At 67.4% G+C, this 15,439-nt stretch carries 17 protein-coding genes and 1 riboswitch; of the genes, 9 read left to right on the top strand and 8 right to left on the bottom strand.

Going from position 1 to position 15,439, the window contains the following annotated elements; genetic code table 11:
• The first annotated feature begins 198 nt into the window (after positions 1–198).
• From betT to ACIGJD_RS18140, 3 genes are read left to right on the top strand one after another with little or no spacing between them, the layout of a single operon-like run.
• The gene (gene betT / locus ACIGJD_RS18150; RefSeq protein WP_483687392.1) at positions 199–2,373 is read left to right on the top strand and encodes a choline BCCT transporter BetT; all 2,175 of its coding nucleotides are present in this window, start codon (positions 199–201) and stop codon (positions 2,371–2,373) included.
• Positions 2,370–3,869: an aldehyde dehydrogenase family protein gene (locus ACIGJD_RS18145; RefSeq protein WP_483687391.1), complete on the top strand. Its 1,500-nt coding sequence runs from the start codon at positions 2,370–2,372 to the stop codon at positions 3,867–3,869. Before betT ends, ACIGJD_RS18145 begins: the two co-directional genes overlap by 4 nt.
• 5 nt (positions 3,870–3,874) lie before the next feature.
• On the top strand, positions 3,875–5,458 hold the full coding sequence (locus ACIGJD_RS18140) for a GMC family oxidoreductase (RefSeq protein WP_483687390.1): 1,584 nt from the start codon (positions 3,875–3,877) through the stop codon (positions 5,456–5,458).
• 95 nt (positions 5,459–5,553) lie between these two features.
• On the opposite strand, the gene ACIGJD_RS18135 is transcribed toward ACIGJD_RS18140, so the two are convergent.
• From ACIGJD_RS18135 to ACIGJD_RS18115, 5 genes are all read right to left on the bottom strand, one after another.
• A complete protein-coding gene (locus ACIGJD_RS18135; RefSeq protein ID WP_483687389.1) occupies positions 5,554–6,567 on the bottom strand; it encodes an aldo/keto reductase in 1,014 nt (337 codons plus the stop codon).
• A 31-nt stretch (positions 6,568–6,598) separates the two neighbouring features.
• Positions 6,599–7,225 carry a nucleoside/nucleotide kinase family protein gene (locus tag ACIGJD_RS18130; RefSeq protein ID WP_483687388.1) on the bottom strand — a complete coding sequence of 209 codons (627 nt, stop codon included), beginning with the start codon at positions 7,223–7,225 and terminating at the stop codon, positions 6,599–6,601.
• A 9-nt stretch (positions 7,226–7,234) separates the two neighbouring features.
• Positions 7,235–7,600: a DMT family transporter gene (locus ACIGJD_RS18125; RefSeq protein ID WP_483689540.1), complete on the bottom strand. Its 366-nt coding sequence runs from the start codon at positions 7,598–7,600 to the stop codon at positions 7,235–7,237.
• A complete protein-coding gene (locus ACIGJD_RS18120; RefSeq protein WP_483687387.1) occupies positions 7,600–7,923 on the bottom strand; it encodes a DMT family transporter in 324 nt (107 codons plus the stop codon). Before ACIGJD_RS18120 ends, ACIGJD_RS18125 begins: the two co-directional genes overlap by 1 nt.
• Before the next feature lie 9 nt (positions 7,924–7,932).
• Positions 7,933–7,998: riboswitch (guanidine-III (ykkC-III) riboswitch) on the bottom strand.
• Between the two features lie 70 nt (positions 7,999–8,068).
• Positions 8,069–8,638 carry a HutD/Ves family protein gene (locus ACIGJD_RS18115; RefSeq protein ID WP_483687386.1) on the bottom strand — a complete coding sequence of 190 codons (570 nt, stop codon included), beginning with the start codon at positions 8,636–8,638 and terminating at the stop codon, positions 8,069–8,071.
• Positions 8,639–8,741: 103 nt separating this feature from the next.
• Here ACIGJD_RS18115 and ACIGJD_RS18110 point away from each other — a divergent pair, with 103 nt between their 5' ends.
• Together ACIGJD_RS18110 and ACIGJD_RS18105 are read left to right on the top strand one after the other, a co-directional pair.
• The gene (locus tag ACIGJD_RS18110) at positions 8,742–9,353 is read left to right on the top strand and encodes a phosphoribosylanthranilate isomerase (protein ID WP_483687385.1); all 612 of its coding nucleotides are present in this window, start codon (positions 8,742–8,744) and stop codon (positions 9,351–9,353) included.
• A gap of 91 nt (positions 9,354–9,444) precedes the next feature.
• On the top strand, positions 9,445–9,861 hold the full coding sequence (locus tag ACIGJD_RS18105; RefSeq protein WP_236799854.1) for a YccF domain-containing protein: 417 nt from the start codon (positions 9,445–9,447) through the stop codon (positions 9,859–9,861).
• On the opposite strand, the gene ACIGJD_RS18100 is transcribed toward ACIGJD_RS18105, so the two are convergent.
• Genes ACIGJD_RS18100 through ACIGJD_RS18090 form a run of 3 tightly spaced genes read right to left on the bottom strand, consistent with a single transcriptional unit; the run spans position 9,858 to position 11,977 of the window.
• Entirely contained in the window at positions 9,858–10,241 is a 384-nt protein-coding gene (locus ACIGJD_RS18100) for a VOC family protein (protein WP_483687384.1), read from the bottom strand. The two genes, ACIGJD_RS18105 and ACIGJD_RS18100, sit on opposite strands and share 4 nt — an antisense overlap.
• A gap of 60 nt (positions 10,242–10,301) precedes the next feature.
• The gene (locus ACIGJD_RS18095) at positions 10,302–11,111 is read right to left on the bottom strand and encodes a 2-phosphosulfolactate phosphatase (RefSeq protein WP_483687383.1); all 810 of its coding nucleotides are present in this window, start codon (positions 11,109–11,111) and stop codon (positions 10,302–10,304) included.
• Positions 11,108–11,977, bottom strand: a complete 870-nt coding sequence (locus tag ACIGJD_RS18090) for a DUF4031 domain-containing protein (RefSeq protein ID WP_483687382.1) — start codon at positions 11,975–11,977, stop codon at positions 11,108–11,110. The genes ACIGJD_RS18095 and ACIGJD_RS18090 overlap by 4 nt, the downstream gene beginning before the upstream one ends.
• A gap of 119 nt (positions 11,978–12,096) precedes the next feature.
• Here ACIGJD_RS18090 and ACIGJD_RS18085 point away from each other — a divergent pair, with 119 nt between their 5' ends.
• From ACIGJD_RS18085 to ACIGJD_RS18070, 4 genes are read left to right on the top strand one after another with little or no spacing between them, the layout of a single operon-like run.
• Positions 12,097–12,507, top strand: a complete 411-nt coding sequence (locus ACIGJD_RS18085; RefSeq protein ID WP_483687381.1) for a TOBE domain-containing protein — start codon at positions 12,097–12,099, stop codon at positions 12,505–12,507.
• A gap of 11 nt (positions 12,508–12,518) precedes the next feature.
• Positions 12,519–13,337 (top strand): molybdate ABC transporter substrate-binding protein, encoded by an 819-nt coding sequence (modA, locus tag ACIGJD_RS18080; RefSeq protein ID WP_483689539.1) that lies wholly within the window; start codon positions 12,519–12,521, stop codon positions 13,335–13,337.
• Positions 13,334–14,236: an ABC transporter permease gene (locus ACIGJD_RS18075; protein ID WP_483687380.1), complete on the top strand. Its 903-nt coding sequence runs from the start codon at positions 13,334–13,336 to the stop codon at positions 14,234–14,236. The genes modA and ACIGJD_RS18075 overlap by 4 nt, the downstream gene beginning before the upstream one ends.
• Positions 14,233–15,291 (top strand): sulfate/molybdate ABC transporter ATP-binding protein, encoded by a 1,059-nt coding sequence (locus ACIGJD_RS18070; protein ID WP_483687379.1) that lies wholly within the window; start codon positions 14,233–14,235, stop codon positions 15,289–15,291. The genes ACIGJD_RS18075 and ACIGJD_RS18070 overlap by 4 nt, the downstream gene beginning before the upstream one ends.
• The last annotated feature ends 148 nt before the right edge of the window (positions 15,292–15,439 follow it).

The following is a 15,439-nucleotide window of genomic DNA, read 5'->3' as shown; positions in this document are numbered from 1 at the left end:
TTGTCGTTTGAAACCGGAAGGGGTTGAGGGGAGCAGTAGTGAGGAGTTTCATAAAAGTGGGCTCTTCCCAAAAGAGGTTGCTAGCGTCGAAAGCCAAGCCAGACTCTTCACGACGCCGGCTGAGTGCTCTTCCCCGTGCAATACCAAGCATGTAAACCCGGCGTCAGGACCGCAGCCTCAAAACTGAAATGGGATCCAATGAGCCAGAAAGCAGCACCACCCGCAAATCCAGCAGAGATTGAAAAAGAGAAGCGCAAGCCGCCCGCCAGCGATGAGCGCCACCAGGCGACCTCCGCCCCGGAGGCCAAAACCCGGGTCAACAAGACAGTGTTCCTCGGCTCCGCAATTGGAGTGGTAGGCATCGCCCTATGGGCCATGATCGCCAAGGACAATGCCGACGCCGTCATCGGCGCCATGGTGGGCTGGGTGTCCACCAACATGGGCTGGTACTACTTCCTGATCGTCACCGCAGTGGTCATCTTCGTCCTCATTGCGGCCCTGTCCCGGGTTGGCAAGACCAAGCTGGGACCGGACCACTCCAAGCCCCAGTTCGGGATGTTCACCTGGGCTGCCATGCTTTTCGCTGCCGGCATCGGCATCGACCTGATGTTCTTCTCCGTGTCCGAACCCGTCAGCCAGTACCTGGCGCCCCCGCAGGGCGAAGGCGGGACAGCCGAGGCTGCCAGGCAGGCCCTGGTGTGGACGCTCTTCCACTACGGCATCACCGGCTGGGCCCTGTACGCCCTGATGGGCCTGGCGCTCGGCTACTTCTCCTACCGCCACAACCTTCCGCTGAGCATCCGCTCGGCGCTGTATCCGATCTTCGGCAAGAAGATCGAAGGGCCTATGGGGCACGCTGTGGATATCGCAGCCCTGCTTGGCACCATCTTCGGCATCGCCACCTCGCTGGGCATCGGCGTCGTGCAGCTCAACTACGGCCTGAACTTCATGTTCGGCATCCCAGAGAACCTGGCCGTGCAGATCGGCCTGATTGTGCTCTCCGTGGTGATGGCAACGGTCTCCGTGGTGTCCGGCGTTGAAAAGGGCATCCGCCGGCTCTCGGAACTGAACGTGGTACTGGCCGTGGTCCTGATGCTGTTCATCCTGGTGACCGGCAAGACCAACTTCCTGCTGGATGGAATCATCCAGAACATCGGCGACGTCATGAGCCGGTTCCCCGCCATGACCCTGGATACCTTCGCCTATGACCGGCCCACGGACTGGATGAACGCCTGGACCCTGTTTTTCTGGGCCTGGTGGATCGCCTGGGCCCCCTACGTCGGCCTGTTCCTGGCCCGGATTTCCCGCGGCCGCACCATCCGGCAGTTCGTTCTGGGCACCATGACCGTTCCGTTCCTCTTCATCGTGCTCTGGATCTCCATCTTCGGGAACTCCAGCCTGGACCTGATCATGAACGGCAACGCAGCATTCGGCGAGACGGCCATGAACTACCCGGAGCGCGGCTTCTACAGCCTGCTGGCGCAGTACCCGGCCGTGCCCGTCACCGCAGCGGTGGCCACCTTTACCGGGCTCCTGTTCTACGTCACGTCCGCGGACTCCGGCGCGCTGGTCATGTCGAACTTCACGTCGCACCTGAAGGACGCTGACTCGGACGGCCCGGAATGGATGCGCGTGTTCTGGGCCGTTGCCACGGGGCTGCTGACCCTGGCCATGCTGACCGTGGGCGGGGTGACCACGCTGCAGAACGCCACCATCGTCATGGGCCTGCCGTTGTCGCTGCTGCTGGTACTGATCATGCTGGGCCTCTATAAAGCCCTCCGCGTGGAGAACTCGCTCAATGACAGCTACCGCGCCAGCCTTCCGGGCATCATCACCGGCCGCGCTGCGGACCAGCGTGCCGGCCGGACTTGGCGCCAGCGGCTCTCCCGCGCCATGAGCTACCCCGGCAGGAAGCAGACCACCCGCTTTGCCGAAACAGTGGCCATCCCGGCGCTGCAGGAGGTGGAGGCGGAGCTGCGCGAACAGGGCGCCGAAACCACGCTGACCATCTCCACAGTGGAGGCCTGCGGGATCCCGAGCATCGACCTGCAGCTGGCCATGGGGGAGGAGCGGGCCTTCAAGTACCAGATCTACCCGGTCCAGTACGAGACGCCCAGCTACGCCACCCGGCGCGCCGACCCGGATGACCACTATTACCGGATGGAGGTGTTTTCCCTTGAGGGCAGCCACGGCTACGACCTCATGGGCTACACCAAGGAACAGGTCATTACGGACGTCCTGGACCACTACGAGCAACACCTGGAGTTCCTGCACCTGAACCGTGCAGCACCCGGGGTCACCCTCCTCGTGGAGGACCAGGTGGCAAAAGACAATTGGGAATCTGACTTCGACATGCAGGAGGAAACTAAGTGAGCACGTCTACGCTTTTCATCGGCGGCAGCTGGACGGCAGCGTCCGACGGCGGCACCCGGGACATCCACTGCCCTGCGGACGGGAAGCTGGTTGGCTCTGTCGCGGAAGCCACGGCGGCGGACGCCGAGCGCGCCGTCGCGGCTGCGCGGGCAGCCTTCGACCGGGGCGAGTGGGCCGGGAAATCGGCGCTGGAGCGGGGTTCCTTCCTGCTCCAGGTCGCCAACCGGCTGCGTGGGCGCAAGGACGACTTTGCCCGGGCCGAGACGCTGGACACAGGCAAGCGCCTGGTGGAGAGCGAAATCGACATGGACGACATCGCCAACTGCTTCGAGTATTTCGGCAAGCTGGCTGGCCAGGACTCCGGTCGGGTGGTGGATGCAGGCAGTCCCACCGTGGTTAGCCGGATCGAGTACGAACCCGTGGGCGTGTGCTCCCTGATCGCCCCGTGGAACTACCCGCTGCTGCAGGCCGCCTGGAAGATCGCACCGGCCCTGGCTGCTGGTTGCAGCTTCGTCCTCAAGCCCAGCGAACTGACGCCGCACACCTCCATCCTGATGATGGAGCTCCTCCAGGAGGCGGGTTTGCCCGACGGCGTCGCCAACCTGGTCCTGGGCGACGGCAAGGTGGTGGGCCCGGTCCTGTCCGGCCATCCGGACGTCGACCTGGTGTCCTTCACCGGCGGCCTGGAAACCGGAAAGACCATCGCGGCATCGGCTGCCGGAACCGTCAAGAAGGTGGCGCTGGAACTCGGCGGCAAGAACCCCAACATCGTCTTCGCGGACGCCGATTTCGACGCCGCCCTGGACAACGCGCTCAACGCAGCGTTCGTGCACTCGGGCCAGGTGTGCTCGGCAGGTGCCCGCCTGATCGTTGAGGAGTCCATCGCGGAGAAATTCGTGGCTGAACTGGTCCGCCGTGCCGAACAGATCCGGCTGGGCGGCCCATTCGATCCCGAGGCCGAAACCGGCCCGCTGATTTCCGCCGTCCACCGGGACAAGGTCACCGCCTACGTGGAGAAGGGCATTGCTGAAGGTGCCCGCCTGCGCTGCGGCGGCAAGTGGGGTGAAGGCGAGCTGGAAAAGGGCTTCTACTACCTGCCCACCGTCCTTGACCAGGTGAAGAGTGGCACGTCCGTGGTGGTGGACGAAGCCTTCGGCCCCGTGGTCACCGTGGAGACCTTCACCACCGAGGCGGAAGCCGTGAAGATCGGCAACGACACGCACTACGGCCTCGCGGGCGCCGTCTGGTCCCAGGATGCCGGGAAGGCCCAGCGCGTTGCCCGGGCGTTGCGCCACGGAACAATCTGGATCAACGATTTCCACCCCTACCTGCCGCAGGCGGAGTGGGGCGGCTTCGGTCAGTCGGGCGTGGGCCGCGAGCTGGGCCCCACCGGCCTGGCCGAATACCAGGAAGCCAAGCACATCTACCAGAACATCGACCCGCAGGTCACCGGCTGGTTCAGCGACCACGCCGGCGCAGCTGCAGAAGGGAAGTAGGACACATGGCAAACGGAACCAAGACTGATTTCGACTACATCGTGATTGGCGGCGGCTCTGCAGGGGCTGCCGTGGCGTCCCGCCTGAGCGAGGACCCGTCGTTGGAGGTGGCCCTGGTGGAAGCCGGGCCCGACGACCGCAACCTTCCCGAAATCCTGCAGCTGGACCGCTGGATGGAACTGCTGGAATCCGGCTACGACTGGGATTACCCCATCGAGGAGCAGGAAAACGGCAACTCCTTCATGCGCCACGCCCGCGCCAAAGTGATGGGCGGCTGCTCCAGCCACAACTCGTGCATCGCCTTCTGGGCCCCCCGCGAGGACATCGATGACTGGGAGCAGAAGTTCGGCGCCGACGGCTGGAACTCGGAGACGGCCTACCGGCTCTACCGGCAGCTGGAAACCAACGAGGACGCCGGCCCGGACGCGCCGCACCACGGTGACTCCGGCCCCGTCCACCTGATGAACGTCCCCGCCAACGATCCCACCGGCCGCGCCATGCTCGACGCCTGCGAGCAGTCCGGGATCCCCAAAGTAAAGTTCAACACCGGCGAGACGGTGATCAACGGCGCGGGCTTCTTCCAGATCAACCGCCGCGCGGACGGCACCCGTTCCTCCAGCTCCGTGTCCTACATCCACCCCATCATGGACCGGAAGAACTTCACCCTGCTGACCGGCCTGCGTGCCAAGGAGCTGACCTTCGACGACGCCAACCGGTGCACCGGCGTGGCCGTGGTGGACAACGCCTTCGCCAAGACCCACCTGCTCACCGCACGGTCCGAGGTGGTCGTTTCCACCGGCGCCATCGATTCGCCCAAGCTGCTGATGCTCTCCGGCATCGGCCCGGCGTCCCAGCTGGAGGAGTTCGGCATCCCCGTACGCGTCGATTCCCCCGGCGTGGGCGAGCACCTGCAGGACCACCCCGAGGGCGTCATCCAGTGGGAAGCCAAGCAGCCCATGACCGAGACGTCCACCCAGTGGTGGGAGGCCGGCATCTTCACCACCACCGAGGACGGCCTGGACCGCCCGGACCTGATGTTCCACTACGGCTCGGTCCCGTTCGACATGCACACCCTGCGCCAGGGCTTCCCCACCACGGAGAACGGCTTCTGCCTGACCCCCAACGTCACGCACGCCCGGTCCCGCGGCACGGTCAAGCTGCGCAGCAGGGATTTCCGGGACAAGCCCAGGGTGGACCCGCGCTACTTCACCGATCCCGACGGGCACGACATGCGCGTCATGACCGCCGGCATCCGCAAAGCACGCGAGATCGCAGCGCAGCCTGCGCTGGCCGAATGGGTGGGCACCGAGCTGTACCCGGGCGAGGCGATCCAAAGTGACGAGGAGATCGCCGGGTACATCCGCAAGACCCACAACACCGTGTACCACCCTGCCGGGACGGTGCGAATGGGAGCGGCGGATGACGTCATGTCACCGCTTGATCCCAAGCTGCGGGTCAAGGGGGTCACCGGCCTCCGGGTGGCCGACGCATCCGTGATGCCGGAGCTGACCACCGTGAACCCGAACATCACCACCATGATGATCGGCGAGCGGTGCGCCGAGCTGGTGCGCGAGGCGCGAAACGGGTAAGCACCAGGGGCTGGCAGCCTAAGTCCGGCAACACGAATGGGCGGCTTCCCTACAGGGAAGCCGCCCTTCACATGCCCGGAATGCCCGGGGAGGTTTTATTCCCGGCCCTCGGACACCCATTTGGGGTCCGCGGAACGTGAGCCGACGACGGCGTCCGAGGCCGGGTCCAGTGCTTCCAGGTGCGCCGGGGTCAGTTCCAGGGACAGTGCGCCGAGGTTTTCGTCGATGCGGGCGGCCTTGCGGGTGCCGGGGATGGGGATCACGGGCAGGCCCAGCCGCTTGCCCTGCGCCAGCAGCCAGGCGAGGGCAACCTGCGCGGGCGTGGCCTGCAGCTGGTCCGCCACGAACCGGACCGCGTCCACCACGGCCTGGTTGGCACTTGCGGCATCGGGGGCGAAGCGGGGGATGTTCCGCCGGAAGTCCTTGTCGCCCAGGCTGGTGGTGTCAACGGTTCCGGTGAGGAAACCGCGGCCCAGCGGAGAGTAGGGAACAAAACCCACACCGAGGGTGGCGGCGGCGGGAACCACGTTGCGTTCCACATCGCGGCTCCAGATGGACCACTCGCTTTGGACCGCGGCGATAGGGTGGACGGCTGATGCTTCCTGCAGCTCCTGCGCGGTCACCTCGGACAGGCCCAGGTGCTTGACCTTTCCCTGCTTCACCAGCTCCGCCATGGCGCCCACGGTCTCTTCGATGGGGACCCGGACGTCCCGGCGGTGCATGTAGTAGAGGTCGATGACGTCGGTGCCCAGCCGCTGCAGGCTTCGCTCCACCGCCTGGCGCACGTATTCAGCATCTCCACGGATGTCCGTGTAGCCGTCGGTCGGCGTGCCCACCAGCGCGAACTTGGTGGCGAGCTGGACCTCGCTCCTCCGGTCCTTGAGCAGCTGGGAGATCAGTTCCTCGTTGCTCCCGCCGCCGTAGATATCCGCGGTGTCAATGAAGCTGACACCCGCGTCCACGGCATGATGCAGCGTCTGCAGTGCCTCGGCAGGATCCACCTCGCCGTACACGGGGGTGAGGGCCATGCCGCCGAAGCCCAGGGGGCTGACGGCGAGGCCGTCGCCGAGCTGGACGGTATCGCCAGGGTTCGTGGGCGTGTTTGCCATGGGTGCTCCTGTTCGTTTCCTGAGAATGACGTTACAGCCAGGGTATGACGCGGTCCGCGGCGGGGCGGGTGGCCTGGATCAGGCGGGCATTGGCCTCGTCCGGTCCGGTGGCCCAGGCCAGCGCGGCCTCCCGCTCCATTCCGAATGAAACGTGGCGGTCCACCAGCCGCTGCAGCCGGAGCTGGTGCGGGGTTTCGAGGAACCACACCTCATCCAGCTGCGCCCGCACCTCTTTCCACGGCTCCTGGTCCGCCAGCAGGTAGTTGCCCTCGGTGATCACCAGCGGAACGTCGGCCGGAACTGCAATGGACGCGGCCACCGGTTCATCAATGGTGCGGCGGAACTCCGGCGCGTACACCACTGACTCGTCCCGGCATGCCAGGCGCCGCAGCAGCGAAAGGTATCCGCCGCCGTCGAACGTGTCGATGGCGCCCTTCCGCGCCCGCAACGGCGTGCCCTCGATGATGGCGTTGCCCAGGTGGAATCCGTCCATCGGCACCACCACCGAAGTTCCCGGGGTGAACTGTTCCTGAAGCCAGGCAGCGAAAGTGGACTTGCCGGACCCCGGTGCCCCGGCGATGCCAAGGATGGTCCGCGTGCCGGGCACCATCCGGCGCCGCAGCGCATCGACGGCGTGGGCGATCTCGGGGGAGTCCATGGCAAAAGCCTAGTCACTGCTGCGCGAAGCCGGCGCGTTTTTCCCGGCCGGCAGCGCCTTCAGGCCGGCGGCGCAGCCCACGATGCCGGCGATGAACAGCAGTTTCACCACGCTGAAGGGTTCCGCTCCGGTGGCCATCGCCCAGCCGACGGTGAGCGCAGCGCCGATGCCCACCCAGATGGCGTAGGCGGTGCCCAGCGGAATGCTCCGGATGGCCATGCCCAGGCCCAGCATGCTCAGGGTTGCGGTGACGGCGAAGATGACGGTGGGCAGCGGGTTGCTGAAACCGTCGGACAGGCCAAGGGCCGTGGCCCAGACTGCTTCAAGGACGGCGGACGCCAGGAGTACCAGCCACGGAAGGGTGCGCTGCAGCATCACGCCACCACCTTCAAGCCAACCACGCACGCGGCGATGCCGGACAGCAGCAGCAGGCGCGCCGCCGTCGGGCGTTCCACTTTGGTGGCCATCGCGTAGGCGGAGGTGAGGACCACCCCCACACCCACCCACACCGCGTAGGCGGTGCCGGTGGGAATGGACTGCATGGCGACGGCAAGGCCGCCGGTGCTGGCCGCGACAGCTACGAGGAAGAGGGCGGCAGGAGCGAGGCGGCGGCGTCCGGAAACCTGGGAGGCACGGTGCAGGGCGGCGGCCCAGACGGCCTCCAGCGCGCCGGAAAGAATGAGGATTACCCACGACATGACAGATCCTTTGGCCAGTCTTGTCGCGTGCCGGGTACTGAACCGTCGTCCGGAGGCTCAGGTGTGGAGCCTTGGTTTCCAGCGTAGCAACGCACGACGGCGGCCAGCCACCGTTGGTGCCCAACCTCACCAGCGGCGCTGCTGCTTACGCCGGGGTCTCCACCGGGTCGATGGACACCACGGCCAGGAAGCCGCGGCCCAGGATTTCGGGGGAGTCGGCGTCCGAGCCTGCCACCGCGTCATAACGGCCCAGCTCCACCGGCTCCCCACCGCCTTGGCTGACCTTCGCCTGCCCCTGCAGCAGCACACCGAACTGCCCCTCAAACACGGGATGGGCGCGCTTCCTGGACAGCTCGATGATGGACGTGAAGCCTTTGTAGGCCCCGGTCCGGGTGATGACGTTCAGGTCCCTGATGTCCCCGGTGGGCAGCTTGGCCGCCGTCGCTGCGCCGCCGTCGAACCGGAAGGGACGGTACTTCTCCAGGGGCTGCTCTGCGCCGTCGATGGTGAGCAGGATGAGTTCCCCCTCGATGACCGTCAGGACTCGCTCCATTCCCGCAAACGCCGAGAAGTCCCCGGCTTTGGCCACGTCGGCGATGCTCACCCGCCAGTCAAACCCGCCGTCTTCGGAGCCCTGGCGCGCGATTTCCCTGGTCACCCCGCCGCCGTTGCGCCACGGCTCGGCCTTGAGTTCTGCGAAGCGGATGATCTGCATCAGCCCAGCCTAGTTGCACGCTGCGGCCGGCATCGCAGTTGCGTCCCGTCCCTGCTAATCTCCTCCGGGGGGTCAACACGAAAACAGCCTGAAGGAGCCGGGAATGTTCGTCAAAGTGTGTGGTCTCAGCACGCCCGAATCGGTGCGTGAAGCAGTAGATGCCGGTGCGGACGCCGTGGGGTTCGTGCTCACCGCCAGCCCGCGGGTCGTCTCGCCGTCGCAGGCAGCTTCGCTGCTCGCCGGGGTCCCCAAAACTGTCTCCCCGATCGGGGTGTTCCGCGACGAACCTGTGGCCGACGCCATTGCCATCGCCCGGGCCGCAGGCCTGGAATGGATCCAGCTGCATGGCAGCCGGTCCCGCGCGGACGTGACGACCGTTCACGACGCCGGCATGAAGCTGGTCAGGGCCATCACCATGGGTGCCGCCCGGGATGAGTTCGAAGACTGGGGCGAGGACCTGCTCCTGATCGATGCAGCCGTGCCCGGATCCGGTGAGTCCTGGGACTACGCTTCCGTGGCAGCCCTGCCGGTGCTGCAGGGACGGAGCTGGCTGCTGGCCGGTGGGCTTGAACCCGGGAATGTGGGCCAGGCATCGGCAGCTGCCCATGCCTGGGGCGTGGATGTTTCCTCCGGCGTTGAAGCGTCCCGGGGCGTAAAGGACCTGGCCAAGGTCCGGGCCTTCGTGCACGCTGCCAAGGACGCGGCCACGGTCTAGATACTGTCCCGCCCCGCCGCCCGCGGTTATCAGGGCAGGATCAGGGGAGTCCCCCACCCTTTTGTCGGAGGGTCGGGGGCACAATGGGTGCATGAAGACACTTCTGAACATCATCTGGCTGGTTTTCGGCGGCCTGTGGCTGGCCTTGGGCTACTTCCTGGCGGGTGTGGTCTGCTGCCTGCTGATCGTCACCATCCCGTGGGGCATTGCCTCGTTCCGGATCGCCGCCTACACCCTGTGGCCGTTTGGCCGGATGGTGGTGGACAAGCCCGGCGGCACCGGTGTTTTCTCCCTGCTGGGCAATGTGATCTGGCTGCTGGTGGCGGGAATCTGGATTGCCATCGGGCACGTGGTCACGGCGTTCGCCATGGCCATCACCATCGTCGGCATTCCGCTGGCCATCGCCAACCTGAAGCTCATCCCGGTGTCCCTGATGCCGCTCGGCAAGCAGATCGTGCCCACCAGTACCCCCTTTGTGAGCACTTACCCCGTCAGGACCTACCGCTAGCCGCCTTCGCCGGGCCGCAGGGCACGGAGCACGCAGAACTCGTTGCCGTCCGGGTCTGCCATGACCACCCACGTGGCGGCCGCGCCCTGGCCCACGGAGACCTGGCGGGCACCCAACTTCTCGAGCCGGGCCACTTCAGCGTCCTGGTCCTCGGGCCGGAGATCCAAATGCAGGCGGTTCTTGAGCTCCTTCCGTTCGGGGACCCGCAGGAAGAGCAAATCGGGCAGCACGCCGTCTTCCGTGCTGCCGGCGGGCGGCTCCAGCACGATCTCGTCATCCTCTTCATGGGTGCGTCGCCATCCAAGCGCCTTTTCCCAGAAGGCTGCGGGGATGCTGGGATCGGTCGAATCAACAGCGATGGCTTGGATGCGCAGGCTCATCCGTGCAGTGTGGCACAGCTCCCGGCTAAATCGAAGCAGGTCCCCGAAGCGGGGCCATCCTCAAGGTCGCCGGAACGCCCCGTTCCGCAGGATGGCCACCGAATCGCTCTGGTCCAGTTCCGCGGCGATGTCCACGTCCCCGGGGTACCCGGCCCCCAACAGTTCCCGGCCGCTGGAGCACTGCTGCAGCATCTCCCGCAGGCGCGGTTCGGCGGACTCGTAGACAGCCATGGCCGCCACCGCTTCCGGCGCATAGCCGTGCCGGCCGTCCCCGGCTTCGTAGCCGCCCTTGCCGGCGGCCACCAGCCCGGCAATAAACGCGCCGGCTCCGATCTGGTCCTCCACGGCGGGGCGAAGGGTGCCGTCCGGCCAGCGCTCACCGGCGGCAACCACCGCCACCACCGCGTCGTCCGGAAGGTTGGCGGTCACCCACTCCGCTGCGGCTGCCGCGTTCCGCAGGCACACCGCGGCCACCAGCGGAACCTCCCCGGCCAGCGACTGGCACAGCTCTGAGCCGTTGGGGGACGGCAGCACCACTCTCTCCAGCGACGCCGCGCTCCGCAGGCTTGCCGGGGACAGGCTCAGCCCGCCGCCGTCGCGCGGCCCCGCCAGCTGCGCCTGGTGGTGGGCAGCGAAATCCTCCGCGCTGGTGTCCCGCCACCGGTAGGGGAAGACTTCCGCGCCCCGGTCCAGCGCCACGCTGACGCACGTGCTGAAGGACAGCACGTCCACCACCACCGCGATATCCGCGGTTGGCGCGACCGTCAGGGCTCCGGCCAATCCCCACTCCAGCCGGACCGCGAACGGGAGCTGCCGGTGCGCAACATCGGCGGAGAACGTGTGCCGCGGGCTGGAGCCGGGCGCGTTCACGCCAGTTCACTTTGCAGGTTGCGGTGGGCTGCGTCCAGCCACAGGTCCCGGGCGCGCTGCTGGTGGAAGAGCGGGTCAAGTTCCAGCAGTTGGCGCACGACGGCGGCCCGGCCGGCTGCAAAGTCGGCGTCGCCGATGTGCGCATAGTCCCTCCGCACGGCGGCAACGTAGCGGGCGTAGTCTTCCGGCTCCCCGCCCAGGATGGACAGGTCCGCGTCGCAGAGGAGGGCGCCGTCGTCGTCGCCTGGTTCGGGCCGATGGTCCAATGTCAGGCGGACCAGCCTGGCAACTTCCGCCACTTCTTCCGCCGGAAGCCCGGCGTCCGCCAGCCGGTCTTCCGCCAGGCGTGCCGACTCCTCCTCGTCCTGTTCCGCGACCCCACGGTAAACGGCATCGTGGAACCACGCGGCCAGCAGCACGGTCCGCGGCGGCTCGTCCGGTTCGGTGAGCAGGTCCAGCGCCTCCAGCACGGAGAGCAGATGCGTGCAGCCGTGATAGTGGCGGTGCGGCTCGCTCCACCGGTCCAGCAGGTCCAGGAAGAGTGCATCGTGGCCGGGCATGATGGCCTCCCACCGGTTCAGCAGCGGGACCTTCAGCGCCTTGTTCCGCCGGCGCGCCGGGATCCGCAAGCCACTGGCGATGAGCCTGCGGACCAGCACCCGGGCCTCCACGGACACGGCACCGGCCGCCACCAACTCGTCGAAGCGGCGCTCCGGCACGTCGTAATGGTCGCCGTCGAACGCCCGTTCCGGGATGCCGGCGGCGGCAGCGAAGGCATGCAGCTCGTCCAGCGACGAGTCGGAGACCAGATGCGAGAAGTGGGTTCCGTGTGCAGGCCACAGCGGCGGGTCAATGTAGATGGCCATGGAAGCGAGTCTAGTGCTGCCGTTCTCCCGGTAACCCGGGGGACCGCGGGACAGGTGCAGGTCCTCCTTTGCGCCCTTATGCTGTTTCCCATGCCGCATCTGCGGACTAGGATCGTTTCATGGCCCTCATCCGCGTTTCCGAAGCAGCACGGTTCCTTGGCGTGAGCGACGATACCGTCCGCCGCTGGACCGAGAACGGAACCCTCACTGCACTCCGCGACGGCTCGGGCCGTCTCGCTGTCGACGGGCTGGAACTGGCGGCTCACGCGCAGAAGCTGGCCCAGCTTCCCGACGACCCCAAGAATGGCAGCAGCTCCGCGCGGAACCGCTTCGTGGGCCTGGTGACCAACGTGATCACGGACAAGGTGATGGCGCAGGTGGAACTGCAGTGCGGACCCTTCCGGGTGGTGTCGCTGATGAGCAGCGAGGCGGTCCGCGAACTGGGCCTCGAACCGGGCTCCGTGGCCACCGCCGTCGTCAAGGCAACCACGGTCATCATCGAATCCCCGAAATGGAAGGCCACGGCATGAGCCTGCGGAACATGACCATCCTGAAGGCCCGGTTCTCCGCCGCGCTGCTTGCCCTGGGTATCCTCCTGCCGGCCGCACTTAGCGGATGTGCCGCGCAGGGCAGTGCCCCCGACTCCAGTGCCGGCGGCACGCCGAGCGGCGCCATCACCGTTTTCGCCGCCGCCTCCCTCAAAGCCACCTTTACCGAACTTGCCCGCACTTTCGAAGCGGAACATCCGGGAACAAAGGTGACCCTGAGCTTCGCGGGATCATCCGAGCTCGCCAGTCAGCTCAGTCAGGGCGCGCCCGCGGACGTCTTCGCATCCGCGGACACGGCCAACATGAAGAAAGTGCAGGACGCAGGGCTCGCGGACGGCACTCCGAAAGACTTCGCCACCAACACCCTTGCCATCGCGGTGCCGCCCGGGAACCCGGCCGGCATCGCATCGCTGCAGGACCTGGCCCGGCCGGGCATCAAACTGGTCACCTGCGCCCCGCAGGTCCCCTGCGGCGCCGCCACGGCCAAGGTGGCGCAGGCAGCCGGGCTTACGCTGAACCCGGTCAGTGAGGAAAACGCCGTCACGGACGTCCTGGGCAAGGTCACGTCCGGTGAGGCCGACGCCGGGCTGGTGTACGGCACGGACATCAAAGCCGCCGGCTCCAGCGCGAAAGGCATCCCGTTTCCGGAAGCCGGGAGTGCGGTCAACACCTACCCGATTGCAGGCGTCGCCACTGGCCGGAACAAGGCCACCGCCCAGGCCTTCCTGGACCTGGTCACCGGGCCGGAAGGCCAAAAGGTCCTGGGCGCCGCAGGATTCGGCCCATTCGCCCAGGGCGCGGGCAGCAAGTGAGCTGGCCAGGGAAGGTGGCCCGGCAGCAGGGACGGTCTGAGGCGCGCCCGCGCACCCACCCAGCCGTATACTTTGGCATCCCCGCCTGGGTGCGGGCGCTGGCGGTCGTGGCCGCCGTCGTCGTCGTGCTTCCGCTGCTGGCCATGGTGCTGCGCGTGGACTGGGCCAACTTCATTCCGCTGGTGACATCCGGGCCATCCCTGACGGCGCTGGGGCTGAGCCTGCGGACCTCGGCCGCCAGCACCGTGCTGTGCATTGTGCTGGGTGTCCCGCTGGCCCTGGTCCTTGCGCGGGACACCTTCCGCCTGCAGGGCCTGCTGCGCTCGCTGGTGCTCCTGCCGCTGGTGCTTCCCCCGGTGGTGGGCGGCATCGCCCTGCTTTACACGTTCGGCCGGCAGGGGCTGCTGGGGCGGGCCCTGGACGTACTAGGCCTGCAGATTGCCTTCTCCACCACGGCGGTGGTCCTGGCGCAGACGTTCGTGGCACTGCCCTTCCTGGTGGTAAGCCTCGAAGGTGCGCTGCGGACCTCCGGCTCCCGGTACGAGGCAGTGGCCGCGACCCTGGGCGCCCGTCCCGGCACCGTCTTCCGGCGTGTCACGCTGCCGCTCGTCCTGCCCGGCCTGGCTTCCGGCGCTGTCCTCTCCTTCGCGCGGAGCCTGGGCGAATTCGGTGCCACGCTGACCTTTGCGGGCAGCCTGCAGGGGGTGACCCGGACCCTGCCGCTGGAGATCTACCTGCAGCGCGAAACGGACCCGGACGCCGCCGTCGCCCTGTCCCTGGTGCTGGTGGCGGTGGCCGTGGCAGTGGTTGCCCTCGCGTACCGCCGCCCTGCAGCAGGACGCGCCGGGTCAGGACAACGGACGACGGCGGAAGCCCCGGCAGGAGGGAACGCGCAGTGACGCTGTCCTTCCAGGCAGCCGTGGCCGGGCGGGGTTTCGACGTCGCCCTGACCGTCCGGCCGGGCGAAACCGTGGCCGTCATGGGACCCAACGGCGCAGGGAAATCAACGCTGTTATCCAGCATCGCCGGCCTGCTGCGGCCGGACAGCGGCAGGGCGGAGCTCAACGGCAGGCCGCTCTTCGACCTCGACGGCTCCCGGCCCACGTGGTCCCCTCCGCATAACCGGGGCACGGCCCTGCTCGCCCAGGAACCCCTGCTCTTTCCCCACCTGAGCGTCCTGGACAATGTCGCTTTTGGTCCCCGGAGTGCGAGTGTGTCAAGGAGTGAAGCCAAGGAGCAGGCCCTCCGCCTGCTCGCTGACGTTGAAGCGGACCACCTTGCCGCGCGTCGTCCTGCCGAGCTCTCGGGCGGCCAGGCCCAGCGGGTCGCCGTGGCACGGGCACTCGCCGCCGACCCCGCCCTCCTCCTGCTCGACGAGCCGCTGGCCGCCCTGGACATCCACTCCGCGCCGCTGCTGCGCCGCCTGTTCAAGCGCGTCCTGGCCGGGCGGCAGGCCATCATCGTCACCCACGACGTGCTGGATGCGCTGATGCTCGCGGACCGCGTGGTGATCATGCAGGACGGCAGGATCGCGGAGGAGGGTCCAACCCGGACCGTGCTGGAGCGGCCCCGGAGCTCTTTCGCGGCCGGGCTGGCCGGACTGAACTTCGTTCCCGGCACCCTCGACGGAACCGGGGTCCGGACCGCTGGCGGCCTCAGGATCGCCGGCCACGACGACGAACCCGGCCACCTGCCCACGCTGGGCGGTTCCGGCGTCGCGGTGTTCCCGCCGTCGGCCGTTTCCGTGTTCCTGACGGACGCCCATGGAAGCCCGCGGAATTCGTTCGCCGTCACTATTACGGACCTTGAGCCGCACGGTGACCAGGTCCGTGTGCGTGCCGGAAGCCTGGCCGCGGACATCACGCCGGCCGCCTCCGCCGACCTGGCCCTGGTTCCCGGCATGACGGTGCACTTCGTGGTGAAGGCTGCGGCAGTGTCCGTCTACGGGACATAGGCTGCTCCTCCCTGGGCCGTGCTGTCCGGAGGGAAAGGACCTGGGCCTCTGGACAGCCGTTTCGCCGTGGGCAAACATGGCTAGTGGACCTCGCCGTCCAAAGTTGAGCGTAGTAGACTCAACTTAGTCAACAAGCCCCCGAAAGGAG

Source organism: Arthrobacter sp. E1SS-5 (genome assembly GCF_057073715.1).
The sequence above is the reverse complement of the archived record's forward strand: the minus strand, read 5'-3'. Positions and strand labels throughout refer to the sequence as shown.